Annotated in this window: 23 protein-coding genes; 14 read left to right on the forward strand and 9 right to left on the reverse strand. The window is 43.9% G+C overall.

What is annotated here, in order from left to right; translation table 11 throughout:
* Window positions 1-7 precede the first annotated feature (7 nt).
* Both RGE70_RS16735 and RGE70_RS16740 read right to left on the reverse strand, forming a co-directional pair.
* Window positions 8-946, reverse strand: a complete 939-nt coding sequence (locus RGE70_RS16735; protein ID WP_310472574.1) for an alpha/beta fold hydrolase — start codon at window positions 944-946, stop codon at window positions 8-10.
* A complete protein-coding gene (locus RGE70_RS16740) occupies window positions 924-1,886 on the reverse strand; it encodes a virulence factor BrkB family protein (RefSeq protein WP_375087957.1) in 963 nt (320 codons plus the stop codon). Before RGE70_RS16740 ends, RGE70_RS16735 begins: the two co-directional genes overlap by 23 nt.
* Window positions 1,887-2,015: 129 nt before the next feature.
* Here RGE70_RS16740 and RGE70_RS16745 point away from each other — a divergent pair, with 129 nt between their 5' ends.
* The 3 genes from RGE70_RS16745 to RGE70_RS16755 all read left to right on the forward strand — a co-directional run bounded on the left by RGE70_RS16745 (window position 2,016) and on the right by RGE70_RS16755 (window position 4,396).
* Window positions 2,016-2,243: a hypothetical protein gene (locus RGE70_RS16745; RefSeq protein WP_310472576.1), complete on the forward strand. Its 228-nt coding sequence runs from the start codon at window positions 2,016-2,018 to the stop codon at window positions 2,241-2,243.
* A gap of 54 nt (window positions 2,244-2,297) precedes the next feature.
* Window positions 2,298-2,945 carry a DUF2959 domain-containing protein gene (locus tag RGE70_RS16750; RefSeq protein WP_310472577.1) on the forward strand — a complete coding sequence of 216 codons (648 nt, stop codon included), beginning with the start codon at window positions 2,298-2,300 and terminating at the stop codon, window positions 2,943-2,945.
* 236 nt (window positions 2,946-3,181) lie between these two features.
* The gene (locus tag RGE70_RS16755) at window positions 3,182-4,396 is read left to right on the forward strand and encodes a 4Fe-4S binding protein (protein WP_310472578.1); all 1,215 of its coding nucleotides are present in this window, start codon (window positions 3,182-3,184) and stop codon (window positions 4,394-4,396) included.
* 194 nt (window positions 4,397-4,590) lie between these two features.
* On the opposite strand, the gene typA is transcribed toward RGE70_RS16755, so the two are convergent.
* A complete protein-coding gene (gene typA, locus RGE70_RS16760) occupies window positions 4,591-6,420 on the reverse strand; it encodes a translational GTPase TypA (protein WP_310473008.1) in 1,830 nt (609 codons plus the stop codon).
* Between the two features lie 722 nt (window positions 6,421-7,142).
* Here typA and glnA point away from each other — a divergent pair.
* Window positions 7,143-8,552 carry a glutamate--ammonia ligase gene (gene glnA / locus RGE70_RS16765; RefSeq protein WP_310472579.1) on the forward strand — a complete coding sequence of 470 codons (1,410 nt, stop codon included), beginning with the start codon at window positions 7,143-7,145 and terminating at the stop codon, window positions 8,550-8,552.
* 206 nt (window positions 8,553-8,758) lie between these two features.
* Window positions 8,759-10,933 (forward strand): carbohydrate-binding family V/XII, encoded by a 2,175-nt coding sequence (locus RGE70_RS16770; RefSeq protein ID WP_310472580.1) that lies wholly within the window; start codon window positions 8,759-8,761, stop codon window positions 10,931-10,933.
* 378 nt (window positions 10,934-11,311) lie between these two features.
* Here the strand turns inward: RGE70_RS16770 and RGE70_RS16775 are convergent, their stop codons facing one another.
* Complete coding sequence (locus tag RGE70_RS16775) at window positions 11,312-12,331, reverse strand: WD40/YVTN/BNR-like repeat-containing protein (RefSeq protein WP_310472581.1); 1,020 nt, start codon at window positions 12,329-12,331, stop codon at window positions 11,312-11,314.
* Between the two features lie 96 nt (window positions 12,332-12,427).
* On the reverse strand, window positions 12,428-13,222 hold the full coding sequence (locus RGE70_RS16780) for a glycosyltransferase family 2 protein (RefSeq protein WP_310472582.1): 795 nt from the start codon (window positions 13,220-13,222) through the stop codon (window positions 12,428-12,430).
* A 312-nt stretch (window positions 13,223-13,534) separates the two neighbouring features.
* On the opposite strand from RGE70_RS16780, the gene RGE70_RS16785 reads away from it, so the two are divergent.
* The 4 genes from RGE70_RS16785 (at window position 13,535) to RGE70_RS16800 (ending at window position 16,893) form a co-directional block, all read left to right on the forward strand.
* On the forward strand, window positions 13,535-14,140 hold the full coding sequence (locus RGE70_RS16785) for a TetR/AcrR family transcriptional regulator (protein WP_310472583.1): 606 nt from the start codon (window positions 13,535-13,537) through the stop codon (window positions 14,138-14,140).
* A gap of 105 nt (window positions 14,141-14,245) precedes the next feature.
* On the forward strand, window positions 14,246-15,403 hold the full coding sequence (locus RGE70_RS16790; RefSeq protein ID WP_310472584.1) for an iron-containing alcohol dehydrogenase: 1,158 nt from the start codon (window positions 14,246-14,248) through the stop codon (window positions 15,401-15,403).
* 99 nt (window positions 15,404-15,502) lie between these two features.
* Window positions 15,503-16,180, forward strand: coding sequence for a type 1 glutamine amidotransferase domain-containing protein (locus RGE70_RS16795; protein ID WP_310472585.1), 678 nt, complete (start codon window positions 15,503-15,505; stop codon window positions 16,178-16,180).
* Window positions 16,181-16,269: 89 nt separating this feature from the next.
* A complete protein-coding gene (locus RGE70_RS16800; RefSeq protein ID WP_310472586.1) occupies window positions 16,270-16,893 on the forward strand; it encodes a glutathione S-transferase family protein in 624 nt (207 codons plus the stop codon).
* A gap of 90 nt (window positions 16,894-16,983) precedes the next feature.
* Here the strand turns inward: RGE70_RS16800 and RGE70_RS16805 are convergent, their stop codons facing one another.
* Window positions 16,984-17,553 carry a type II secretion system protein gene (locus RGE70_RS16805; protein ID WP_310472587.1) on the reverse strand — a complete coding sequence of 190 codons (570 nt, stop codon included), beginning with the start codon at window positions 17,551-17,553 and terminating at the stop codon, window positions 16,984-16,986.
* Between the two features lie 213 nt (window positions 17,554-17,766).
* On the opposite strand from RGE70_RS16805, the gene RGE70_RS16810 reads away from it, so the two are divergent.
* The 3 genes from RGE70_RS16810 to glnG all read left to right on the forward strand — a co-directional run bounded on the left by RGE70_RS16810 (window position 17,767) and on the right by glnG (window position 20,924).
* Window positions 17,767-18,303 (forward strand): DUF4124 domain-containing protein, encoded by a 537-nt coding sequence (locus tag RGE70_RS16810; protein ID WP_310472588.1) that lies wholly within the window; start codon window positions 17,767-17,769, stop codon window positions 18,301-18,303.
* Window positions 18,304-18,460: 157 nt separating this feature from the next.
* Window positions 18,461-19,501 carry a nitrogen regulation protein NR(II) gene (gene glnL / locus RGE70_RS16815; RefSeq protein ID WP_310472589.1) on the forward strand — a complete coding sequence of 347 codons (1,041 nt, stop codon included), beginning with the start codon at window positions 18,461-18,463 and terminating at the stop codon, window positions 19,499-19,501.
* Between the two features lie 16 nt (window positions 19,502-19,517).
* Window positions 19,518-20,924: a nitrogen regulation protein NR(I) gene (glnG, locus tag RGE70_RS16820; RefSeq protein WP_310472590.1), complete on the forward strand. Its 1,407-nt coding sequence runs from the start codon at window positions 19,518-19,520 to the stop codon at window positions 20,922-20,924.
* 105 nt (window positions 20,925-21,029) lie between these two features.
* Here glnG and RGE70_RS16825 read toward each other — a convergent pair whose 3' ends face one another.
* The 3 genes from RGE70_RS16825 to RGE70_RS16835 all read right to left on the reverse strand — a co-directional run bounded on the left by RGE70_RS16825 (window position 21,030) and on the right by RGE70_RS16835 (window position 23,177).
* A complete protein-coding gene (locus tag RGE70_RS16825; protein WP_310472591.1) occupies window positions 21,030-21,581 on the reverse strand; it encodes a porin family protein in 552 nt (183 codons plus the stop codon).
* 134 nt (window positions 21,582-21,715) lie between these two features.
* A complete protein-coding gene (fieF, locus tag RGE70_RS16830; protein ID WP_310473009.1) occupies window positions 21,716-22,585 on the reverse strand; it encodes a cation efflux pump FieF in 870 nt (289 codons plus the stop codon).
* A 106-nt stretch (window positions 22,586-22,691) separates the two neighbouring features.
* Window positions 22,692-23,177 (reverse strand): Spy/CpxP family protein refolding chaperone, encoded by a 486-nt coding sequence (locus tag RGE70_RS16835; RefSeq protein WP_310472592.1) that lies wholly within the window; start codon window positions 23,175-23,177, stop codon window positions 22,692-22,694.
* Between the two features lie 227 nt (window positions 23,178-23,404).
* On the opposite strand from RGE70_RS16835, the gene RGE70_RS16840 reads away from it, so the two are divergent.
* Entirely contained in the window at window positions 23,405-24,088 is a 684-nt protein-coding gene (locus tag RGE70_RS16840) for a response regulator (protein WP_310472593.1), read from the forward strand.
* The gene (locus RGE70_RS16845; protein ID WP_310472594.1) at window positions 24,089-25,456 is read left to right on the forward strand and encodes an ATP-binding protein; all 1,368 of its coding nucleotides are present in this window, start codon (window positions 24,089-24,091) and stop codon (window positions 25,454-25,456) included. It begins immediately after the preceding gene.
* The last annotated feature ends 119 nt before the right edge of the window (window positions 25,457-25,575 follow it).

A 25,575-nucleotide genomic window follows, 5' to 3' on the forward strand; every position in this document is an offset into this window, starting at 1 on the left:
CCTTTTATTATTGTTGTAAGTCTCGTAAAGCGTTTATCACTGCCGTCGCCATTTTTTCATCCGCTAATGCATGATATCCACCAATAACATCAATCACTTTAATCCGCTCATTAACTCGGCTAGATAAAAAACTGTCAACAAAACCTATGGGGCACACCCAGTCATGACTTCCTTGCAGAATTATCGTGTCAGCCTGAATATGGGTAATAGTACAAGACAGCATTTCAAAAGCATTGAAATAGTTATGGGTAACATAATAATGCTCAATACTTGCGAGCGCCTGACTAAATATAAGATTGTGATCATTTAGCTTAAAGTGAGGGTATGCCAGTGCTATCTCCCACTTTAACCAGCGGCGCACAAAGTCTTGGCGCGTTGCTGCCGACTCATGTTCAAGCCCAGCACGATACTCCACCAGCATGCTTTGCAGTTCATTCATGGTTGTGAGAGTACTAGAGCTAAAAGCCAGATACTCAGCCGGAGACAATAGCGCTGCACCTCGCTGGCTATACAACCATAAAATGCTGTCATCGCTCGGTATAAAGACACCCCATAAGACTTGGTGTGTCACACGCTCAGGGTGTAATCCCGCATATAACAGCGCGAGAGTTGCACCAAATGAACCACCGGCTAATACCCATTTTTCCAAGCCAAGCCACTGCCGTACTCGTTCAATATCGGCAAGTAATGTGTCGATATTATTATGCCTAAGCTCTCCAAGAGGTCTTGAGCGTCCCGCCCCTCTTTGATCCATAAAAATCACGCGGTAGATTGATAGATCAAACAACGCTAGCTCATCTACCGAACACCCTGCACCAGGCCCACCATGCAAATACAACAACGGGACCCCATCTTGATTACCATATTGAGCAATATGCAAATCATGCCCATCACCTACGGCTAACCAGTCACGGGCAATCAAATTAGACTTGGTTTGCATCGTCATTAACAGCAGACTCAAACTGGCGAATGCCGGGCTGCCTAGCATCTGCTGTATCTGATATTTCGTTTTTATCGCTCTTAACCTGTTCGCATTTAAGCGCTGTGTTTACCAAATGACGTTCGCGTAAATACTCTGGCATTGCCGCGGTGATTTCAGCGCCAATCAGCACAATAATCCACGACACATATATCCACACAAACAAAATTGGAATAACCGCTAACGCACCATAAATTGCCTCATAACTAGGAAATTGAGTCACATAAAAAGCAAAACCCTTTTTACCGAGCTCAAACAGCATTGCCGCGACAATCGCCCCAAATAGCGCATGGATAAACCTGACTTTTTTGTTGGGAACCACCATATAAAGCAGTAAAAAAGAAGCAACTGAAAAAATCATCGGCAACCGCTCGATAATCATTGGCACCACACCAGACAACTCAGAGTCATTAAATAGTTTTAGCGACACCAAATACGAACTAGCCGCTAAACTAGCCCCGACCAGCACAGGCCCCAATGTGAGTACCATCCAATACATCGAAAATGACACTGCAATTTGACGTTTCTCTTTAGTACGCCAAATACTATTGAGCGACTTATCGATGGCTGAAATAAGCATCAGCGCTACCACCACTAGCGCTGCAATACCTACAGTAGTACCTTTGGATGCGTTAGCAACAAATTCATTGATATAAATTTGCACCGTGTCGCCGGCCGCGGGTAAAAAATTATCGTAAACAAAACCCTCAAGTTGCTCTCGAATGCCTGAAAAAACCGGAAAAGCAGACAACATAGAAAACATCACCGCCACAATAGGCACTAAAGACAATAATGTTACGTAAGCAAGGTGTCCCGCTTTAATGTTGACTTGGTCATCTCTAAAACGCCGCAATAGATGTAAAAAAAACGCCCAAATACTTAACAAAAAGGACTGCAACTGACTCATTGAAATGTTATTTTTCACGTATTACTCTTGATTCTGTTAACGTTGTACCAAATTTGTACGACGATGAAGGGTGTAATTGAGTACAATAAAGCTTATAACCTTCTCTTTACAAGCATAAGGATAGAATTGATGTCACAACAAGGTTCAGCAGGTAACGTAATCGCCGCTATCGCCAGCTTTTTTTTCGCAGGATTAGGACAACTCGTACAAGGAAGAATACTGGCAGCGCTTATATTTTGCCTCACAACTTACGCAGCATACGGTATTGCAACACTCACGTTCGGTATTGCTCTAATTATCGCAGTACCGTTGCACATTTGGTGCATTATTGATGCGGCTAAGTATCGCGCAGATTAAACCCGCACCTAAGTTTAGGACTGAGCTTGAGAATCACATTCAGGATTGAATAACATGAAAAAAATATTAACTATTGCCATCATCAGCTGTAGCTTACTACTGAGCGGGTGCCAAAGTGCTTATTATGGCGCGATGGAAAAAGTCGGCTATCACAAGCGTGACATCATGGTTGACCGTGTTGAAGACGCTAAAGAGTCACAAGAAGACGCCCAAGAGCAGTTTAGCTCAGCACTCGAAGAGATGCAGGCTTTGCTCAATCATGACGGAGGCGACCTAGAGAGCGCTTACAATAAAGCAAAAGATGAATATGATTCCGCCCAAAGTGCAGCCGATGACGTGACCAAGCGGATTGATAAAGTGGAAGATGTGGCAGAGGCTTTATTTGACGAGTGGCAAACCGAAATCGGTGAAATCAGTAAAGCGAGTCTGCGCCGTAACAGCGAATCAAAACTAAAAGAAACGCGCCGTTCATACACTCAATTGGTAAAAAGCATGCGTCGTGCTGAAAGTAAAATGCCTCCAGTGCTAACCGCGATGAAAGACAACATGCTCTACTTAAAGCATAACCTTAATGCGCAAGCGATTGGAGCGATTAAAGGAGAGTTCACCAGCTTACAAACTGACATTTCAGGTTTGATTAGCGAGATGAACAAGTCCATTGACGAGTCCACTAAGTTTATTGCAGCGCTTGAAGGCAAATAAACACAAGCATTGCGCTCTGCTCGCAGGGCGCAATATTTATCTATGCTCACGACCAACCGCCCATTCCCCCCTGCAATATAGCGCATCTGCAATGCTATTCTCATCGACGTAAATTTAGTCGAAACAAGTCCGACTCAAAAACTTTATGACGCTGACCACAAAAGTCACGCAGCTAAAGAACTTATTCGCACAATGTCACTCCCATGCGTATCAGTCATACAAATTTAAGCAACTTAATGAGTACAGTCGAATCTTTAACCTTAATGCTGGCACTGGTCTACAGTATTAGCCTGCTTTATTGGAGCGGTAAAAAATGGGGGGCTTTAACTTGTGGTGGCTTAATGTTAGTCGCCACTATATCTAGCTTATATTGGCCGCTAATCGCCGCCCTTGCGATTGCAGCTATCTTAATGACCTTGGTTGCAAAACGATACCCAACACTCGCTCAGGGCAATCTGAGAGCGAATAACCTACGAGAAGGCTTTCAACATTTACTTGCATTATCAATGCTGCTTGTAGGCGTACAATTCACCATTAATAGCGCCTTGCTCAAAGCGGGTGTCACACCTTGGTTAATGCGCCCAGATGTCGCCGATGCTTTTCTGCCCATTGCTGGCGGAATTGAACTTAAAGCTATTGTCAGCCTTGGAATTTGGGACCAAACTCACCCGGCTGCAGCAGTTATGCTCACCGTTGTACTGTTAACCGGCTTGCTCTGTAAGCGGGCTTTTTGTGGCTGGGCTTGCCCACTTGGATTGGCTGGAGAATACCTTTATAAACTGCGCAAACGATTATTCAGTAATGAATATGCACCACCCGCTTGGCTTGATTGGCCACTCAGAATGATCAAGTACCTATTACTGGGTGCCATGCTATACATTATAGTTGGCATGCCATCAGCAAGCATTCCAACCTATTTACAGAGTCATTATCACAAAATTGCCGACTTAAAAATGGCGCTGTTTTTTATTACGCCAGGTGTTGTTACCATCATTTGCTTCGCATTAATTCTGGGACTTGCTGCATGGCGCCGACAAGGTTTTTGCCGCTACCTATGCCCGTACGGAGCATTGCTGGGGCTAATCAGTTTTCTCAGTCCGTTTAAAATTCGTCGAAGCCGCCAGCATTGCTTAATCGACAGCAAAGGTATGAATTGCGACAAATGTAGCCGTGCGTGTCCGGCCAATATTAGCGTCCATAACCAGATTAATATCCGCACCGATGAGTGTCAGGCCTGTATGCGCTGCATTTCAGCTTGCCCGAATAAAGAGGCACTAAACTTTCGTACCCGTACCGGCATTAAACTATCTGCACGCGGCTTAACCATTGGGCTAACAGTACTATTATTTGCCGTTCCACTTATCGCCCACTTAAGCGATTTTTGGGTCAGTCAAACACCGACAGAGGCAAGAATGTATTTGATCCAGCATTTAAAGTCGATAGGGCATTAACACGTCATCGAGCATTGACATTTACCCCCAATATTAGGCCCTCGAACACTCAAGCAGCCCAACCTAAAGTAGAGCAAGCAACATAAGCAAATACCGCAGCTGCTGAATACCTAGCAACAAAAAAGCCCTGAACACTTACATGTTCAGGGCTTTCGATACTTAACCCTATTAAGGGTTGAAGCTAAACGAAACGATTACTTGCGGTTATGACGCTTACGTTCGTTTTCAGTCAAGTAACGCTTACGAACACGAATGTTATCAGGCGTTACTTCTACTAGCTCGTCATCATCGATGAACTCAAGCGCTTGCTCAAGAGTCATTTCAATATGTGGAGTTAGTACTTGTGCTTCATCAGTACCTGATGCACGCATGTTGGTAAGCTGCTTACCTTTTAGACAGTTAACTGTCAGGTCGTTTGCGCGAGCGTGCAAACCAACTACTTGGCCTTCATAAACTTCTGCAGCGTGACCAATAAATAGGCGACCACGTTCTTGAAGGTTAAATAGTGCGAAAGTCAGTGCTTTACCAGTTGCGTTAGAGATCAATACGCCACGAGCACGTTGACCAATATCGCCGCCTTTCACTGGACCGTAATGGTCAAATGAATGGTAGATAAGACCAGTACCAGAAGTTGCTGTCATGAACTCAGTTTGGAAACCGATTAAACCACGGCTAGGGATAACGAAGTCGATACGTACACGACCTTTACCATCTAACTGCATGTCGCGCATGTCACCTTTACGGATACCAAGCTTCTCGATTACCGCACCTTGATGCTCTTCTTCAACATCGACAGTCAAGGTTTCGTATGGCTCACACATCTCGCCATCAATTTCTTTAACAATTACTTCTGGACGAGAAACGGCTAGTTCGTAACCTTCACGACGCATGTTTTCAATCAAGATTGAAAGGTGAAGTTCACCACGGCCCGATACGCGGAAACGATCTGGGCTGTCAGTTTCTTCAACGCGCAGTGCAACGTTGTGTACTAATTCTTGCTCTAGACGCTCAAGAATATTACGTGAAGTTACGTACTTACCTTCTTTACCAGCGAATGGCGAAGTGTTGACTTGGAAAGTCATTGTCAGTGTTGGTTCATCAACAGACAAAGCAGGTAATGCTTCTACGTTAGTAGTTGCACAAACTGTGTCAGAAATTTGTAGCTGACCAAGGCCGGTAATCGCAACAATGTCACCAGCGTTAGCGATTTCAACTTCAGTACGGTCTAGACCCATGTAACCTAATACTTGGCCCATTTTACCGTTACGTTTCTTACCATCAGCACCAATAATAGTAACCTGTTGGTTTGTTTTAACGCTACCACGTTTGATGCGACCAATACCGATAACACCCACGTATGAGTTGTAATCGATTTGAGAGATTTGCATCTGGAAATCACCTTCCGCGTCAGCGTCAGGGAATGAAACTTTCTCAACGATAGTTTCAAACAGAGGAGTCATATCACCCTCTGATGCTTCTGGGTCAAGAGAAGCAAAACCGTTTAGTGCAGAAGCATAAACGATTGGGAAATCTAGTTGCTCATCGGTTGCGCCTAGGTTGTCGAACAAATCAAATACTTGATCGATAACCCAATCTGGACGTGCGCCTGGACGGTCAATCTTGTTAATAACAACGATTGGCTTAAGACCTTGAGCAAATGCTTTCTTTGTCACGAAGCGAGTTTGTGGCATTGGGCCATCAACTGCGTCAACAAGTAGCAATACAGAGTCAACCATAGATAGAACACGCTCTACCTCGCCACCGAAATCGGCGTGACCAGGAGTATCAACGATGTTGATACGGTAATCGTTCCACTTGATGGCAGTGTTCTTGGCCAGAATCGTGATACCACGTTCCTTTTCAAGATCATTTGAATCCATCACCCGCTCAGCGGCTTCTCCTCGAGACTCAAGGGTTCCTGACTGCGCCAGCATCTTATCAACCAGGGTAGTTTTACCATGGTCAACGTGTGCAATAATGGCGATGTTACGTAAATTCTCTAACACGGCTAAACCTCTTACCATCGGTATAAATATATAGGGGGGTACTGACAACAACTAAACCAAACGATTATAGTAGTTGCTATAAAAAGCGTGACATTCTACTCTAGGTAGCAAGTATCTCACAGGATTATTTTTAACCAATCGTTAAAAATAACGTTTGCCTGTTGCTTTTTCCCGCCATAATGCCCGTTTTATATACACTTTCCAAGCTTTGCGAGTCAGAAGAATAAATTCATTTAGTATCCGCTTCAGGCTAATTTGATGACTTCTACGCTATTTTTACTCCAAAACACCGCCAAAAATATTTTCAAAGCTCCACGCTACTCTGCTTTATTCTTCTTAATTAAGCTGGTTTGCCTACAAATTATGTAGCAAAGATAAAACTGTTTTTTATGCCAATAACACTTATCGCGTTCGAGTGAAGTTTCTTTGACTTTCTTCTATATAAATCAACTGCGCTTGGTTATTCTAACAAGGTTAACTAATTGACATTAAACATTGCATCTTAGAGTGATTAAACTAAGTGCACAGGAATGGAGCGTGCACCAATACGAGTCATTTCACGCACCATTTTAGTGCAAAACGATAGCGTTTATAATTTCACTTTAGGTTATAATTTATAAATATCATTAAGTTATACTTTTGGCATGACTCTAGCTTTACAAAAAGCAGAATCGCTTTAATGCGCTAAACATTAAGATAAGAATAAAGGGATAACCCTTTACCCTACTCGGAGACTTACAATGTCAGCTGAATCAGTTTTAAAACAACTAGAAGAATTAGAAGTTAAATTTGTTGATTTGCGTTTTACCGATACTCGCGGTAAAGAGCAACATGTATCAATCCCTAGCCATCAAGTTGATGAAGACTTTTTTGAAGACGGCAAAATGTTTGACGGTTCTTCAATTTCAGGCTGGAAAGGCATTAATGAATCAGACATGGTACTTATGCCAGACCCTGAAAGCTTTGTCCTTGATCCTTTTACAGCAGAAACAACCGCTAATATCCGTTGTGACATTCTAAATCCAGGCACAATGACAGGTTACAACCGTGACCCACGCTCAATAGCGAAAAAAGCAGAAGAGTACTTACGCTCTACTGGCATTGCAGACACAGTGCTAATTGGCCCAGAACCAGAGTTTTTCTTATTTGACGATGTTAAGTACGGCGCTGATATGTCAGGCTGTTTCTATAAAGTTGACGCAGAAGAAGCAGCTTGGAACTCAGGTACTAGCTATGATGAAGGCAACAAAGGTCACCGTCCAAGTGTTAAAGGCGGTTATTTCCCAGTTGCACCTGTTGATTCATCACAAGATTTACGTTCTGCAATGTGTCTTGTTCTTGAAGAGATGGGCCAAGTTGTTGAGGCGCATCACCATGAAGTTGCAACTGCAGGTCAAAACGAAATTGCAACTCGCTTTAACAGCCTAACATTGAAAGCTGATGAAGTTCAGGTGCTAAAATATGTTGTTCATAACGTGGCACACGCCTACGGTAAAACAGCAACATTTATGCCTAAACCAATTGTTGGCGATAACGGTAGCGGCATGCACGTTCACCAATCACTTTCTAAAGATGGCGTAAACTTATTTGCTGGTGACAAATACGGTGGCTTAAGCGAGCTAGCCTTGTTCTACATCGGTGGTATTATCAAGCATGCTCGTGCAATTAACGCATTTGCTAACCCAGCGACTAACTCATACAAACGTCTAATCCCGCATTTTGAAGCTCCTGTAATGCTTGCTTATTCAGCAGCTAACCGCTCAGCATCAATTCGTATCCCATTAGTGCCAAGCGCTAAAGGTCGTCGTATTGAGCTACGCTTTGGCGACCCAATGGCAAACCCATACTTAGCGTTTTCAGCAATGCTAATGGCTGGCCTTGACGGTATTCAAAACAAAATCCACCCAGGTGAAGCAATGGATAAAGATCTGTATGATCTTCCAGCAGAAGAAGCGGCTGAAATCCCAACAGTTGCAACCTCACTTGAAAACGCACTTGAGTGCTTAGACGCAGACCGTGAGTTCTTGACTCGTGGCGACGTATTCAGCAACGACTTTATTGATTCTTACATCGCACTTAAATCTGTAGATGTTGAACGCGTTAACCAAACAACTCACCCAGTTGAATTTGAGCTTTACTACAGCTTGTAATCACAAAGAGTTGAATTAATCGCACTATTAACGTGCGATATATAAGCCCCAACTGGCAACGGTTGGGGCTTTTTTTATGTGTGTTATTCATCAGCCGGTGCGGTAATTAAGTACAGCAGCTATAGTTACTAAATGGTTTGTGTTCAATTCATCGTAACGACTACAAGCTTTTACTAGCCAGCCTACCTCATTAAGAAGGAACTGCTATGCCGACCAGGATCTATGCCTATTGCCGCTCCAGTTTTGCAATGCTATTGCTCATCATCAGTTCCACCCAAGCTAACGCTATCGAGTGGCCACAAGAGGTGACAGCAAACGAGGGCACCATTGTCGTTTACCAACCACAGCCAGAATCATTAAGCGGTAATTTATTACAAGGTCGAGCCGCAATGTCTCTCGAACTCATTGACCGAGATGACCCCATTTTTGGTGCGGTTTGGTTTAGCGCTAGAATTGATACCGACACTGATTACGCTACCGTTAGAAATGTCAGCATTACACAAGTGCGCTGGCCTGACTCAACCGACACTAACGAACAGCGCTTTACTGAAGTCATCGAAACCGCGCTAGCAAATAGCAGTTTTACAATATCGATGGAGCGACTATCAGCCAGTCTCAGCAATGCTGAAAAAGAAAAACAAAGCTTACAAAACCTTAAGCATGATGCCCCTAACATTATTTTCCGCCAGCAACTTAGCGTACTATTGTCATTTGATGGCCCCCCACAATTTAGGGACATTGAAGACAGCCCCTACGAGCGAGCCTTAAATACCCCATTTGCTGTTGCACGTAATAAACAAACTCAAAAGCTCTATCTCAGCAATGGTACTTTTTGGTACACCGCCGACAACCCAATGGGGCCATGGCAAGTTACCGACTATCCACCAGCAGACCTAGTCAGCATGGTGCCAGTATCCGATGATGAGCAAAGCAGCACTGCATTAGCGCCAGCGGTCATCGCTGTCAACACCGCAACAGAACTGGTAGCCACCGATGGTAAGCCCAGATGGAAAAGCCTTACCGAGGGAAAACTACTTTATGTGAGCAATACTGAAACCGCATGGATACGAGAAGTATCTACAGGTGACATGTACCTACTACTATCGGGACGCTGGTTCCAAGCAACAAAACAAGCTGGACCTTGGACTTTTGTCCGCGCAGATAAGCTCCCTGCAAGCTTTAGTGATATCCCTCCGGAGTCAGATATTGGTGGACTTAGGGTGTCTGTAGCGGGGACTGCAGAAGCAGACCAAGCCATGCTAGATGCCCAAATTCCACAAACAGCCGCCATTAACCGTAGCGAAGCTAAGCTTACCGTTGAATACGACGGTGAACCCCAATTTGAAGCCGTTACCGGTACCAAAGTGGCTTACGCGGTAAATACCGGCACGCAAGTTTTAAAAATTAACAATCAATATTATGCTGTTGATAATGGCGTTTGGTTTACCGCCAGCCATGCCAAGGGTCCTTGGGTTGTTGCTGACAATGTACCTACAGAAGAGCTCGCCCAAATACCACCGAGCTCGCCGGTCTACAACACCACCTATGTTGAAATTTATGACTCCACGCCAGAGGTTGTTTACGTGGGCTATACCCCAGGCTATATGTGGTCTTACCCTTATTACGGTGTCCCTGTATATGGCACCGGGTATTACTATCCCCCATACTGGGGCCGCTATTACTACCCTCGTCCACCGACTTGGGGGCTTCACGTTGGCTATAACCCATGGACAGGTTGGAATGTTGGTGTCACTTGGAGTAATGGCTTTTTCAAAGTTGGAGTCGGTTGGAATGCCGGCTGGCCCAAACATTATCACCCAGTAAAATGCTGTGGTGGATTTTACGGTGGGGGTTATCGACGCCCGGTTGTTATCAATACAGGCAACATTAATATCGGTAATAGTATCAGCATTGGTAACCGCACTAATATTTCTAAAAAAGTCACTAGAAATAATAACCTCGCGGGCAAGCGTGTTGGCAAAAACAATCTATATCAACGCACTGAAAATCGGGTTCGCAACGCTGACCCAGCCAAAATAAACAAACGACTAAAGCCTGCGGTCCACAATAAAAATCGCAGTAACAATGTGTTTGCCGACAAAAACGGTAACGTTGCTCGAAATATCGAGGGAAAATGGCAAAGTCGCGATAAAGGCAGTTGGGCAGCAGCTCCTAAAGCCCAACAAAAAGTCGATACCAAAATTAAAAATCGCGAAGTAAGCAAGCCTGTAACTATGCCATCAAAACCGAAAATAGATTTAAATCGTAACAAGAATAGCAATCGGCAGCTCAACAATAGAAACATTGATAGAGACGGACTAAACCGTGCTCGAAATGCGAGGCAAAGCGGTGGGACAAGGGAGAGAAGCCGCAGTCGCTAGCGCCTAGCACGTGGCCTGCTTACCGCAGGTCGCGTTAATCGTGCGCTAACCCACACTCTTTTGCACTAGCAAAAACAATAGCTATACAGTGGAGACCGTTGCGCTCTACTGACTTTTACATTACTAGCCTATAGCATTAGTAAAATAATTGGCGTTCCCCAATGTCAGGCCTTATTAACTTGTGTTCGGAAATTGAAAAATAACTCAATAGATTGGTTAATGCGGCCTAGGTTAATTAGCAGTAGCCGCATAGCCTTGTTGCTCTGTAGGTATAGCTTTAAGCTGCTGGCGGCTGAATTAGAGTTATATTTGGCGTTTATAACGAGAGGTTGACGAATAAAAAACCAAGCACTGGGCTTGGTTTTTATGCATTTTCAATTACTTCACTTTAGGCAATGTATACACAGCCACCCGGCCATTATGCCCTGCAGCTACGACCGTACTCCCCTCAATCGCAAGCGTATAAAAACCTTGTTGCTGACCGTTTATTAGTAGCGGCTCCCAACTAAAACCATGATCAAAAGAGATATCAGTAACTAATTTTCCCGTTGCGACACAAGTTGCTCGGTGGCAGACCATTGCAGTTTTCAGCCCAGAGGTAGTATTTCGCGCCTTATGCCAAACTTTTCCCTTTAGGTATACGGTATTGGCATCATGTTTATCACGTTGCTGGTAATCACCGCCAATCACAAATACATCCCCAAGCGTATTTTGCGCTAAGCCGTACCCGCCCGCCGTTTGCGTGTCATCATAAAGTGGAATATGCGTCCGCTGCCAATACTCGCCTCCATCTTGCGATGTATAAACAGAGCTACTATACCCACCAGTGGTAAACCATGCTTGCTCAGTTTTACCAACCATTAGCGTATTACCACTGGCGGCAAAAGCGATTTCTCTATCGAGCAATTCAGGCATGTTTTTTAAACCGGTACGATGCCAGTTTTTCCCACCATCACGGGTACGCAAAATAACAAAGCGATCATTGATCGGATCCCCAAGCAACAAGCCATTATTTCGATCCCAAAACGCCATGGAGTCAAAGAACCCATTCTTATGTTGATTTTGCAGCAACAAAGTCCAAGAAACGCCTTGATCTTCGGTAAGGTAGAGCCTAGATAACTTGCCATTACCGACCCCCATTACAATTGCAGTGTTCTCATCAAAGACTTCGATATCGCGAAAATCAGTTAACAACTCAGCCTTAACCGACACATCCTGCCAAGTCTTTCCCAAATCCTTTGATACAAACACACTGTTATCAGAGCCGCTAACCCACATAACGCCATCTATCATTGCGCTGCCACGCAATGATACATTCGCATCAATCTGTTGTGTGTGCCATTCAACTGAAAAAGCACTAACACTAATCAAGCTTAATAACAGTATGAATGTCTTCATTTAAGTCACCTTGGTCTTCTTGAGTATTTTAACTATCAATCAATAATCGCGAATAGGCAACCTGATTCAGTCACCAGAGATAACAGTGCACCTTTGCTAGCCAATAAACTCATTAAGACCATTTTCACAACGCTTTAATTTATTCTTTTTAGTTGCTTCATGGATATCAGCGTTAACCTGCATTAAATGCCTATCTGACTCGGGGTGGTGTAGATGGTATTGAACAGCAAGAAACTTCAACTTGTTACTTTTGATGCCGCAAGCAAATAAACGTTCACAGAGCTCTTTATCTTCAGCGCCCCAGCCAATAAAATCTGCATTAAACCCATTAACTTTGATTAAGTCTTTACGCCAAAAAGACATATTACAGCTATGAATAGAGCTCGAGTCATAACTGACAGATGAGCTTATTTTTGAAAGCAAAGCAGATCTAATGCCATGTTCACGCCCTCTGTAAATACCAGTAGAAAAAACATTCGGGGTAACGTAATCATTAGTTGCGGCCAACTCTTTACTATACTCTTCACCAAGTCTTACCCGTCGGCCAGAAATAAATTGATTATCTTTAGCCTTAAGCACATGGTCTGCGATAAAATTTCGATGCAAAATAATATCGCCATCAATAATCACAACGTAATCAGCAGTCAGTTTCGATATCGCCTTATTTCGGCTTCTTGCTGCACGAAACCCTTTATCCTCCTGCCAACTATGGATTAATGGGCATGAGAAATATTGCCGATATGAATCTATAAATTGCTTGGTATCTTCTGACGAGCCATCATCGGCAATAACAATTTCATCAGGCATTAGAGTTTGCTCTCGAACACTATCAAGGCATTTCTTTAAAGCTTCGATCCAATTATAAGTGGTAATAAGTAGTGCGACTTTCATAGCTTAACCATAAATTTTTTTTTGCAGTACCCTACACGCAAAACACTACGATGTCATCGCTTAACACAGCGGTTATATTGCAGCGCTGACGATGATTTTGGAATCATAAAAAGAACACGCAAATAACACTAAAAAACTGAATTGAAAGTATAAAATAAAAAACAAAACCGCACTAAAGTGCACGAACAATACCCTCTACGCATACCTCCAGTTTTGACTGGCCCAGCAGCAATAAATCCGCCCGCACCAACAAAGGTGACACTGCTCACACATTTACTAGACGACCGGTCTAATCGGGGTTAGTATCAATGCATGAAAATTGAATCTCAACAAACACGTCAGCATATTATTGACTCTGGTTACCGCTTAATCTCGAGCAAAGGTTTCTCAAACGTGGGCTTATCGCAGATCCTCAAATTTGCAGATGTGCCTAAAGGATCGTTCTACCACTACTTCAAATCTAAGGAACAGTTCGGTGAAGAGGTCATCTTGAGTTATTTTAAAGACTACCTGCGCAACATCGACTGCCTATTTGAACCCAATAATGATACGGGCGCAGAACGGCTAATGCGCTATTGGTTACGCTGGCAAGCCACACAGCATGATGCTTGTATTGACAACAAATGCTTGGTCGTTAAGCTCAGCGCCGAAGTCGCGGACCTGTCAGAACCCATGCGTTTAGCGCTCGATAGAGGATCGTCATCGGTAATTTGCAAGCTTGCCGATTGCATTGAAGCCGGTATCACAGACGGATCACTTCCTGCGATGCCCCCGCAACATACTGCCGAAACTTTATATCAACTTTGGCTAGGCGCCAGCTTAAGAAGCAAGCTAACCCGAGACCCTAAAGTTATTGAACGCGTTTTACAGGTTACCCAGGCAATGCTAGCAACACCGCTTGCAAACTCTAGCCCATAAGTAACAACGTACCTGCGTACTGCAGTTTTATGCAGATACCTTTAACCAATAGCAAAATCAGCAGTTTATCCATTTAATAGCACTCGTCGATAAATAGGAAAAATTATGTTCAGCTTTGATTATTACAATCCAACCCACATTAGCTTTGGCAAAGGCAAAATTGCCGAACTAGACAATTTAGTCGCAAAAGATGCAAAAGTATTGATCCTATTTGGCGGTAACAGCGCTAAAAGTACCGGAACATTAGATGAAGTAAAAACGGCGCTAGGGCAGCGTAAGGTGGTTGAATTTGGTGGCATCGAACCCAACCCGACTTACGAGACATTAATGCAAGCGGTTAGCATCATCAAAGAGCAAGACATTGATTTCCTACTCGCTGTAGGTGGAGGCTCAGTTATTGACGGCACTAAATTTGTTGCCGCCGCAGCGTTATTTGAAGGTGAACCATGGGACATCCTGTTAAGTTGGGGCACAAAAGTCACTAAAGCGATGCCTTTTGGGTCGGTATTAACCCTGCCGGCAACGGGCTCAGAAATGAATAGCGCCAGTGTTGTTACTCGTAAAGAATACCAAGCTAAACTCTCGTTTATGAGCAATCATGTTTATCCAAAATTCTCGGTTTTAGACCCAAGTAAAACCTTCACACTACCAGAGCGCCAAGTTGCCAATGGTGTAGTTGACGCCTTTATTCATATTACTGAGCAATACCTCACTTATCCAGTCAATGCCGCCGTTCAAGACCGATTTGCCGAAGGCCTATTACAAACCTTAATCGAGCTTGGCCCAAAAGCCTTGAGCGAACCTAATGACTTTGATGTTAGAGCCAACTTAATGTGGGTAGCAACATTGGCCTTAAACGGCCTAATTGGCCGTGGAGTACCACAAGACTGGGCTACGCACATGATTGGCCATGAGCTAACCGCGCTATACAACATTGACCATGCGCGCACTATCGCGATTGTACTTCCGGGCATGTTGGATTGCCGCCGCGAAGGCAAGCAAGCCAAACTACTACAGTATGCAGAGCGAGTTTGGGGAATAACTGATGGCTCTGTTGATGACATCATTGATGCCGCGATTGCAAAAACCCGCGCCTTCTTTGAAACCATGGGCATCCAAACTCGCTTAACTGACTACGGCCTTGATGCCAGCAGTATTAACCAAGTCATGGCGCAACTCGAAGCACATGGAATGACGGCCTTAGGTGAGAAAAAAGATGTCGATTTAGCCATGAGCCGTAAAATTTTAGAGCGTAATCTTTAATCGATTAATCCAATTTACATTTATGGCCGTATACCGTCTGAATACGAACGCACACCAAGGCCACAATTAACACTGTTTTGATTTAAAAAGGATTATAAAATGAACGTATTAATGGTACTGACTTCACACGACACGCTGGGTGATACAGGGTTAAAAACCGGCTTTTGGCTAGAAGAATTTGCTAGCCCGTTTTACTGCTTTAAAGATAACGGTTTTAACATAACACTTGCCTCGCCAGCGGGCGGCCAACCACCGCTTGACCCAAGCAGTGAGCAACCTGATTTTCAAACCGCTGCAACCGACAGGTTCAACAGCGATGCTGCAGCAAAAAATCAATTAGCCACGACAAAAGTACTCGCAAACATAAACGCCAATGACTACGATGCGATTTTTTATCCCGGCGGGCATGGACCGTTATGGGACTTAACCAATGACGCCCATTCAATCGCGTTAATCGAAGCCTTTTATCAAGCCAATAAGCCCGTAGGCTTAGTCTGTCATGCGCCGGGAGCACTGAAAAATGTAAAAAACACTAATGGCACGCCTTTGGTAACAGGCAAAAAAGTCACAGGCTTTACCAATACCGAAGAAGCCGCAGTGCAACTAACTGAGGTCGTCCCATATTTAGTCGAAGATATGATGATCCAGCATGGAGCGCTATACAGTAAAGGCGACGACTGGAACAGCTACTTGGCGGTTGACGGGCACCTTGTGACAGGGCAAAACCCCAATTCATCGGAGGCGGTTGCAGCTGAAATGATAAAACAACTCTCGTAAGCTCAATGACAAAAAGGGGCTCGCCCCTTTTTTATTTATCGCTTAATAACACAGTTTAACTTGGTTAAATCACCCGCAAAGGACAGCCTATGATTACCCTGCATCACTTAAATAAATCACGCTCAAAACGGATTATCTGGTTACTTGAAGAGCTTGGTTTAGATTATCAAATAAAGTCTTATCAACGTGACAGTCAGACATTCTTAGCCCCAGCAGAACTCAAAGCAATTCACCCTCTCGGAAAATCTCCAGTACTAGAGTACCACCAGCAAATCATTACAGAATCAGGTGCAATTATAGAGTACTTAATCGAACAACACGCACCAGACAAACTCGCTCCAGAAAAAAACAGCCCCCATTACCGCGAGTACCTACAATGGCTCCACTTTGCAGAAAGCTCGGCAATGCTTCCGCTATTGCTTCGAATGTTTGTCGCTAAAGATGGCTGCAAGACTAATTTTTTAGAAGGTTATGCGGCTGCGGAATCAGAAAGCATACTCAGCTATGTAAACCAGTCATTAGCGGGTAAACGTTACCTAGTGGCTGACAAACTCACGGGAGCAGATATTATGATGTCTTTCATTGTTGAATTATTAGCCGCCAGCGGTGAGGTGAATAAATACCCTCATATTGCTGTTTACGCAAAACAGTTAAGCCAGCATGAGAACAGCATAAAAGCCAACAAACTTGAACAACTGTACGACAAAACCTGACTCTTACTTCATGATATATCCTTTAAAAAGGCAGCTTAATCGCTGCCTTTTAAATGAACTACAACCAAGTTAAACACTGTGCTTGTACCGTTACTCGTCACACTCACTCAGGTCCAATTCAACTACAGGCAACCCACCATTGGAGGCAACACCTCGATCATTAGGAGTGTAATGATACAAATAACAACGGTCCTCAGTAACATCGTTACCCTTTGGGAAAATCACAAACCCCCTCCCTACCGAAGCCTCACTGTAACCACTATTAAAAAACCAATTAGGCCCGCGATGACGAGCACACCACCGAGTAGATTCATCACATACATTGTCATTTGTGAAAGTGACTGAATCAAAATCAACCAAATTCATGTAACCATTGTTCCACCGAGCATCAGGGTAATTGGCCGCCACCAAAATAGTGAGACCATTATCTAACGTGAATGTATTGGCATCGGGATCCAGTTTTTCTGGATGGAGCAACATTTTTGCCGCCACTAAATCACGAGTCGACTTAAGGCTTCCTTGCATTCCTTGCAGTACTGCTATTTTGGCATCCGTGCTTAAACTTAAAAATTTTGGTGCGGCGACAACGGCCAAAATACCCAATATAATAATGACAACGACAAGTTCAATTAAGGTAAAACCACGACTGCGTTTATGCATATAAAGTGTTTCCTGCATCAAAAAATTGCCTGTAACGGAAAACGCGTCGACAATTTTTTTAAACCCAAGTGATAATTTTAGTTCAAAGCAGTCAATAGCAGATGAATAAATGCCCCTAAAGGCCATTCACGATATTGTTCAACGGCAAAGTTCATGATTTATTGTTGAAAAATAGTTAACCTGTGCAAGCAAGTTAGTAACAAGGAACCCCCTATGCGTCTTGGCTTATTAGTTTTAACTCTACTTATCAGCTCTCTTACTCATGCCACTGTTTACAAATGGACAGATGAAGATGGCAAAGTGCATTTTTCCGATAAGCCGGTTAAAAATGCTGTGATCGTTGAATTCAATAAGAAAACAGAGAATCAAGTCAAACTCCCTTCTCCCACCCCGTCTGCACCAAGTACCGAACCAACTGCAGATATGATCAGCTATAACATGCAAATTGACTCCCCCAGCGAAGAACAAACCATTAGGAGTAATGAAGGAAGAATTTCACTCGCGCTCAAAATAAAGCCCAAACTCGCCTTGGCGCATCAGCTAGTACTATTTATGGACGGTGAACAACAAGGCGGTACGCAGCAAAGCAGCCTCTTCAATGTCAGCGGTATCGATCGAGGTGAACATACATTTGTGATTAAGGCGCTTGCACAAGACGGCAAACTACTTGCATCAACTCCTCCAAGAAAAGTATTTCTTCATCGGACAATACATAAAAAGGCCGTAACCAAGAAGCCTAAAACACAATAAAACAACTTAAGCCATTGTTATTCAAGTATTTAACTTTAAATTAAAAGACTAAAACTCCGATGAGGCCTAGTTGCGGGTCGCACCAATTTGGTGCAGAATGGTGGTGCAATCAAATTGGTTCCCACAAATGGTGCAACCAATTAAGTCGGAGTCGCAGATGGATACAGGTTTATTACTCAATCACCTCATTACCGCGGTGCTCGTTATCAATGATGATCTTGAACTGCTATACACTAATGTCGCGACAGAGCAGCTATTAGGTGTCAGTAACAACAAACTGCTCGAACAAAGCCTGCCAGATCACTACCAAACACTGGGTATTGAAGCCCATTTACTACAAGCAGCAATAAAAGATAACCAAGGCTTGACGGTTAACACTGTCACGCTAGTTACGCTCGATGGGCAGCAACATACCGTTGATTTAACCCTAACGCCAATTGAACATGAAAATGCTCAAGCCTTGTTAGAGTTACGCCAAGTTGATCAGCAAAGGCGGATCCACCAGCAATTAACTCAAGACGCTCAACAGCAAGCAGCGCAATACCTAGTCCGCAACCTTGCCCACGAAATAAAAAACCCATTGGGCGGGTTAAGAGGCGCGGCGCAACTGTTATCTAGAGAGCTAAAGGAGCCAGAACTACAAGAGTTTACCGACCTAATCATTGAGCAAGCAGACCGCTTAAGAAACTTAGTCGACAGACTACTTGGCCCACAAAAGCCAACCCAGCACAGCCTGTACAATATCCATGAAGTGATCCACAAAGTACTGCAACTGGTCTACTTAACGCTGCCAGACAATGTCACCTTAAAGCAAGATTACGATCCATCGATCCCTGACATTCAGATGGATCCAGACCAATTACAACAGGCCGTGCTTAATATTGTTCAAAATGCAGTACAAGCATTAGATAACGCCGGCGGCACCATCCGTATCCAAACACGCACCCAGCACCAAGTTACTATTGGTACCAAACGCCACAAATTAGTGTTGATGCTGTCGGTTATCGATAACGGACCAGGAATAAACCCCGAGTTAATGGATACGTTATTTTATCCGATGGTGACCAGTCGAGAGCAAGGTTCAGGCCTGGGGTTGTCAATCGCACATAACTTTGCTCGATTACATGGCGGCAGAATTGAGTGCGACTCGTCACCGGGACGCACCGCATTTACCATAACTTTACCCATCAACAGCTAAATGAGGGAACACGAACATGACTGAGCAAGTATGGATCCTCGACGATGATAGCTCTATACGTTGGGTACTGGAAAAATCATTACAAAGCGCCAAACTAAGTAGTGCTAGCTTTGCTGCTGCCGAGTCCTTATGGGACGCATTATCAACAGCTGAGCCCAAAGTGATCGTGTCTGACATCAGAATGCCAGGCACTGACGGCTTAACCTTACTCGAGCGTCTACAAACGCACTATCCACATATTCCAGTGATCATCATGACCGCTCACTCAGATCTTGATAGCGCAGTAAGTGCTTACCAAGCAGGCGCATTTGAGTATCTACCAAAGCCTTTTGACATTGACGAAGCCATTGCTCTCGTTAAGCGTGCAATCACACATGCCAATGAACAAACCATTAATAATACTCGCGCCGAGCCAGTTGTTGCGACCCCCGAAATTATTGGTGAAGCACCAGCAATGCAAGAAGTTTTCCGCGCTATTGGCCGCCTATCACGCTCATCGATTAGTGTTCTGATTAACGGCCAATCTGGTACAGGTAAAGAACTCGTTGCCAGCGCACTGCACAAACACAGTCCCCGAAAAGGCAAGCCTTTTATTGCAATCAACATGGCGGCAATACCTAAAGATTTAATTGAATCCGAACTGTTTGGTCATGAAAAAGGCGCGTTTACCGGTGCCGGTGGAGTAAGACAAGGCCGTTTTGAACAAGCGAATGGCGGTACGCTATTTCTAGACGAAATAGGCGATATGCCATTAGATGTACAAACACGTTTGCTGCGAGTACTCGCAGACGGCCAGTTTTACCGCGTTGGGGGGCATTCACCAGTACAAGTGGATGTACGCATTATTGCCGCGACCCACCAAAACTTAGAACTATTGGTTAATCAAGGTGACTTTAGGGAAGATCTATTTCACCGCTTGAATGTTATTCGAGTGCATTTACCGCCATTATCTCAACGCCGCGAAGACATTGCCCAGCTTGCAGGCCATTTTTTAGTTATTGCAGCCAAAGAGATAGATGTTGAGCCCAAGATACTCACCAAAGAAACGGCCAATAAGTTAGCAACTTTACCTTGGCCAGGTAATGTTCGTCAGCTTGAAAACACCTGCCGCTGGTTAACGGTTATGGCATCAGGGCAAGAAATATTACCGCAAGATTTACCCCCAGAGCTGCTACAAGAGACTAGCAGCATTGAAGCCCCCACTGATACCAATGACTGGGAAGCAGCGCTTAAGCAGTGGATTAACCAGCGACTGGCCGATGGTGATAGCGACTTACTAACCGAAGTCCAACCTGCATTTGAGCGCATTTTGCTTGAAACCGCATTGAAACACACTAACGGCCACAAGCAAGAAGCCGCTAAACGTTTAGGCTGGGGCCGCAACACCTTAACCCGCAAACTAAAAGAGCTAGCGATGGAATAAGCGAAGTCAATGTTCGCTTCCAAGTCGCCAACACCGTGAACACGCAATAAAAAAGGATATCGTTTGATATCCTTTTTTATTTTACTTTTTGGTCTCTACATTACATTAAAACTGATATTGCAGACCAAGTGTTAAATTAGATAAATCCACATCGAGAGATACACCCGAATCATCATGCTCAAGGGTTACAGGGTTAAGATCATAAGCCAGACGAACAGTTAATTTCTCTGTAATGGCTGCATTAATGCCTGCACCGATCGTAAAACCAGCTCCAGTAAAATCAATATCACCTAAAGAGCTCTCGGCATAAATACCAGCTGAAGCCACACCAGCTTTACCGTATATAGAAAAAGTATCGTCAATCACCCAAGTAAATTTAGGCTCAACAGAAAACGCAGCAGCACTAACATCGATACCATCTTCTTTAAGGAAGTCATTGGTCGTATATAAGTTCACTTCTAAGCTGAACCATTCGTTAAAGTTATACCCACCATAGAGACCATAGCTTTGACCCGACTCTGAATCACCTTCTAAATCAACAGAAAAAGCCCCCAGCTGCCCACCGACATATACACCCACAGGGTTGGTTTCTGCTGTTGCGATATTTGCAGTCGTTAAGCCGAGCACAGCAATAGCGATAATTGATAGTTTGTTCATGATAAATTCCTTTTATCGATTTTATTTCGAAGGAGAATATCATTTAACCAACCTAACAACTACAACCTTAAGTGCTTGAAAGTAAATATTATATAGCTAAAAAAAGTAGCAATTTTTACGCATCTCTGAGCAAGCTAAACTGGATCTTCATGAATAATCACTTCGGCATGATTAAATTCAGCTCTAATTCGGCTCGCTGTTTGTACTGATATATGGTGCGCATCATATAAAGTTAGCTCTTTGTCTAACTCTAAATGAAACTGTATAAACATCGTCTTGCCCGACTCTCGGGTTCTGAGATCGTGAATCCCCTTTACCAGCGGGTCGATATTAGCAATCTCAATAATTTTCAGCCTCGTGTCATCATCCAGCTCTCGGTCAAGCAACGACTGGGCTGACTTATAAGCGAGACCAACGGCTTGCTGACCAATAAATAACGCGATAAGAACTGCAAATAATCCATCAGCCCACCACCAGCCGTATTGCGACAATACCAACGCGAGCAGCACAGCCGCATTCAAGAACAGGTCCGATTTATAATGCAGAGCATCGGCTTCTATTACGGTACTTGAGGTTGCCGTCAGCGCCCGCTTTTGCAGCATAACCAGCGCCAAAGTCAGTACAATAGCAATAACAGAGACGACAATACCTAAGGTGGCATGCTTTACTTCAATGGGGTTTATTAAACGTTCGCTACCATGAAAAAACAGCAAAAAAGCGGAACCGAGAATAAATGCAGACTGCGCCAAAGCCGCTAAGGGCTCGGCTTTACCGTGACCATATCGATGATCTTGATCTGCAGGAACAATGGCATAACGAATAGCGATAAAGTTAACTATCGACGCCAAAGCATCAGCAAACGAGTCGGTTAAAGAGGCAAGCATACTGGCCGAGCCAGAATACATCCATGCACCGAGTTTTATCGCAATAAGGGTTAAAGCTGTAACAACCGCAGCGCGGCTTGCAAGCTTCACCCAAAAGTCATATTGGGAAGTGTCATTCATCATGATCTGATTACAAATATTGTAAGGGAAGTCCAGATCATCAGTTTATATCAAACAGAGGGAAAACAAATGCTTCCCCTCACGTTTAATTTCACACATTGGTTAATCATCTTCTGTGATGTTTTTTACCTTTAGCAAAACGCTCTTTAAAAGTCTCTTGTTGCTCAGGAGTCAGTAACAGATAAACTTGGTTTTGCAGTTTTAGCATATCGACACTTTTTTGCTGACGTTCTAGTTGCTTAGCTTCTAATGCTTCCTTAACTTCAGCCTCGTTAAACGTTTCGGCGGTGATGAAAGTTAACATCTGCGCTCTTTCGGCAGCTTTATCTTCTTTTGATGGACGGTCTTGCTTCATCTCGTCGCGATGAGCAGTAAATAACGCTTTAATTTCAGTTTTTTGCTCGTCGGTTAAATCTAAACCGCGGAACATTTTACGCATATCTTTATGGTGCCCGCCACGCTCACCTTTCATTTGGTGACGCTCTTGTTGAGCGGTTTCTGTCTGATCATCTGCAGCATATAACGTTGCGCTGAGCATTGTAGTACTGGCAACTAAGGCGATTAAACCTGCTTTCAACGTATTCTTTTTCATTATGGTAGCCTCTATATAAATTTTGCTTACCGCGGTTACGCTAAGCTGTTTTGACGTTTCCAAGTATAACCAAGACTATGTAAGACAGGGTTAGCTTGAGTAAAGCTCTGTAAAGCAAACGTAATAGAATGTCACTTAGCCACCTTTACACTCCATTACATTCCTAAACGGCAATTGACGACAAACAAGGTATACTGCTGTTATTAGGCGTAATAAAAAGGGTTAATATGAGCCGCATACTGTTGATAGATGATGACTTAGGTCTGTCTGAATTACTTGCACAACTACTAGAGCTAGAAGGGTTTGAGCTAACGTTAGCTCACGATGGCCAAGCAGGGCTGGATCTCGCATTGCAGCACCCATTCGACCTCATCTTGCTCGACGTCATGCTTCCAAAACTCAATGGCTTTGAAGTGCTCCGCGCGCTACGCACCCAAAAGCAAACTCCGGTACTGATGCTAACAGCACGCGGCGATGAAATAGACCGCGTTGTCGGGCTTGAAATTGGCGCTGATGACTACTTACCCAAACCCTTTAATGATCGCGAACTTGTTGCACGTATTCGCGCCATAATTAGGCGCACCAACGTACAACCCAATGAAATTGTCCAACCGGTACATACCTTTGGCGATCTTAATTTAGATCCCGCTCGCCAAGAAGTTCATTGCCAAGATCAACTGATTATTTTAACGGGTACTGAATTTAGCCTGCTGTTTGAGTTAGTACAAAACGCTGGCGAGCTAGCATCAAAAGAAACGCTCAGCGAAAAAGTGCTCGGTAAAAAGCTCATGCCATTTGACCGTAGTTTAGATATGCACTTATCTAATTTACGCAAAAAAATGCCTGAACGTGTTGATGGTCGCCCACGAGTGAAAACCATTCGTGGCAAAGGATATATCTGGTTACCTTAAATGCCACTAAGAAAAAGCCCCAATAATATTTTTGTAAAGCTGCTGCTCGGCTTCTGGCTGTGTAGTTCACTCATTTTTGCATTTGTGAGTATTTTGCCGCTGTTGCAGCAAAATCATGACCAGTCAGATCTCCCCCCAAAGCTAGAAAGACTGCTGGCCAAAATGGCAAACAATGTCATTGAAAACCCGCAAATATTACAGTCCGACAAGCTCAAACGCTGGAGTCGTTTAAAAGACAAAAACGACCGCCAAATTAAAATATTTCTAGTCGATGAAAACTCAAATGTGCTCAATACTCACAAGCCACCCAGAGCGCTGCGCCGATTTATGTTAATGGCTGATGAAGCGCCAAAGCCGATCACTCATCAGTTTAGAGATGAACTCTTTTTTGGCCCTTATCACTTTAAAGTTGATAACACACCCTATGCTATCTACGGCACGTTGCCAGAGCATCACCCTCGCCCTTGGTTTCTGTTCTTTATTGATAATAAATCACTCACCATTGGTATTACCATTTTATTGTCAGGGCTACTTTGTGGACTGTTAGCATGGAACCTAGGTAAACCCTTACGCTCACTAAAGCGCAGCGCAGATGCTCTAGCGAGTGGCGATCTCAGCAGTCGAGTCGATCAAGCCACAACAGCACGTAACGATGAAATAGGCCAGCTAGCGCAAGCCTTTAACGGTATGGCTGACTCCGTTGAAGAAATGGTACACAGCCAGCAAAGGTTAATTAGTGATATATCTCATGAGCTAAGAACCCCCCTTACTCGGCTAAAACTATCGTTAGCTCTTAGTCGTAAAAAGGGTCAAGAAAGCCAAGAGATACAACGTATTGAGTACGAAGCAGATCAACTAGAGCAAATGATTGCTGAGCTGCTGGAGCTGTCACGGGTTAAATTGAATGCAAAAGAGAACAAGCTAACGTTGGAGTTAGCAGAAACCTTAAACCAAGTCATTGATGATGCAGATTTTGAAGCAGAGCAACAAAGCAAAGAGCTGCATATCAATATTGATGAAGAGATCTGCTTGCCAGTCTACCCAAGGCCGCTATCTAGAGCCGTTGAAAACTTACTAAGAAACGCAATACGTTATGCCGACTCCAAGGTGACGATACAAACCAAGAGCCAGCCTGAACATCTGATTATTGAGATTATTGATGATGGTCCAGGTATTGAAAACTGTAACGACTTAGAAGCTATTTTCAAACCATTTTATCGCCCCCATTCAGCACGAGAACGTGAATCCGGTGGCTGGGGCTTAGGTCTCGCGATAGCTGAAGCCGCCATTACTGCGCACCAAGGTAATATCAAGGCTGAAAACGTTGAGCCACATGGACTTAGGGTGTCAATTACGCTCCCACGTTAAGTGGCGATATAACCTGTAAGGCTTCCTCTTAATTGAGGAAGCCTTATTAACGAACCGCTCCACATGTCGACTCCAGTTTTCATTATAAAACCAATACGATGAGTGAGCGCACCACCTCA

It is taken from the genome of Shewanella youngdeokensis, from assembly GCF_033180165.1.
Classification (GTDB): domain Bacteria; phylum Pseudomonadota; class Gammaproteobacteria; order Enterobacterales; family Shewanellaceae; genus Shewanella; species Shewanella youngdeokensis.

What these genes read in the sequence shown, in the direction of transcription:
- typA (WP_310473008.1), bottom strand. Translation starts at nt 6,420, where the DNA reads ATGGTAAGAGGTTTAGCCGTGTTAGAGAATTTACGTAACATCGCCATT.
- RGE70_RS16790 (WP_310472584.1), top strand. Translation starts at nt 14,246, where the DNA reads ATGTTCAGCTTTGATTATTACAATCCAACCCACATTAGCTTTGGCAAA.
- RGE70_RS16740 (WP_375087957.1), bottom strand. Translation starts at nt 1,886, where the DNA reads ATGAGTCAGTTGCAGTCCTTTTTGTTAAGTATTTGGGCGTTTTTTTTA.
- RGE70_RS16810 (WP_310472588.1), top strand. Translation starts at nt 17,767, where the DNA reads ATGCGTCTTGGCTTATTAGTTTTAACTCTACTTATCAGCTCTCTTACT.
- RGE70_RS16785 (WP_310472583.1), top strand. Translation starts at nt 13,535, where the DNA reads ATGAAAATTGAATCTCAACAAACACGTCAGCATATTATTGACTCTGGT.
- RGE70_RS16735 (WP_310472574.1), bottom strand. Translation starts at nt 946, where the DNA reads ATGACGATGCAAACCAAGTCTAATTTGATTGCCCGTGACTGGTTAGCC.
- RGE70_RS16775 (WP_310472581.1), bottom strand. Translation starts at nt 12,331, where the DNA reads ATGAAGACATTCATACTGTTATTAAGCTTGATTAGTGTTAGTGCTTTT.
- RGE70_RS16780 (WP_310472582.1), bottom strand. Translation starts at nt 13,222, where the DNA reads ATGAAAGTCGCACTACTTATTACCACTTATAATTGGATCGAAGCTTTA.
- RGE70_RS16795 (WP_310472585.1), top strand. Translation starts at nt 15,503, where the DNA reads ATGAACGTATTAATGGTACTGACTTCACACGACACGCTGGGTGATACA.
- RGE70_RS16800 (WP_310472586.1), top strand. Translation starts at nt 16,270, where the DNA reads ATGATTACCCTGCATCACTTAAATAAATCACGCTCAAAACGGATTATC.
- RGE70_RS16745 (WP_310472576.1), top strand. Translation starts at nt 2,016, where the DNA reads ATGTCACAACAAGGTTCAGCAGGTAACGTAATCGCCGCTATCGCCAGC.
- RGE70_RS16805 (WP_310472587.1), bottom strand. Translation starts at nt 17,553, where the DNA reads ATGCATAAACGCAGTCGTGGTTTTACCTTAATTGAACTTGTCGTTGTC.
- glnL (WP_310472589.1), top strand. Translation starts at nt 18,461, where the DNA reads ATGGATACAGGTTTATTACTCAATCACCTCATTACCGCGGTGCTCGTT.
- RGE70_RS16835 (WP_310472592.1), bottom strand. Translation starts at nt 23,177, where the DNA reads ATGAAAAAGAATACGTTGAAAGCAGGTTTAATCGCCTTAGTTGCCAGT.
- RGE70_RS16840 (WP_310472593.1), top strand. Translation starts at nt 23,405, where the DNA reads ATGAGCCGCATACTGTTGATAGATGATGACTTAGGTCTGTCTGAATTA.
- RGE70_RS16845 (WP_310472594.1), top strand. Translation starts at nt 24,089, where the DNA reads ATGCCACTAAGAAAAAGCCCCAATAATATTTTTGTAAAGCTGCTGCTC.
- glnG (WP_310472590.1), top strand. Translation starts at nt 19,518, where the DNA reads ATGACTGAGCAAGTATGGATCCTCGACGATGATAGCTCTATACGTTGG.
- fieF (WP_310473009.1), bottom strand. Translation starts at nt 22,585, where the DNA reads ATGAATGACACTTCCCAATATGACTTTTGGGTGAAGCTTGCAAGCCGC.
- RGE70_RS16750 (WP_310472577.1), top strand. Translation starts at nt 2,298, where the DNA reads ATGAAAAAAATATTAACTATTGCCATCATCAGCTGTAGCTTACTACTG.
- RGE70_RS16770 (WP_310472580.1), top strand. Translation starts at nt 8,759, where the DNA reads ATGCCGACCAGGATCTATGCCTATTGCCGCTCCAGTTTTGCAATGCTA.
- RGE70_RS16825 (WP_310472591.1), bottom strand. Translation starts at nt 21,581, where the DNA reads ATGAACAAACTATCAATTATCGCTATTGCTGTGCTCGGCTTAACGACT.
- glnA (WP_310472579.1), top strand. Translation starts at nt 7,143, where the DNA reads ATGTCAGCTGAATCAGTTTTAAAACAACTAGAAGAATTAGAAGTTAAA.
- RGE70_RS16755 (WP_310472578.1), top strand. Translation starts at nt 3,182, where the DNA reads ATGAGTACAGTCGAATCTTTAACCTTAATGCTGGCACTGGTCTACAGT.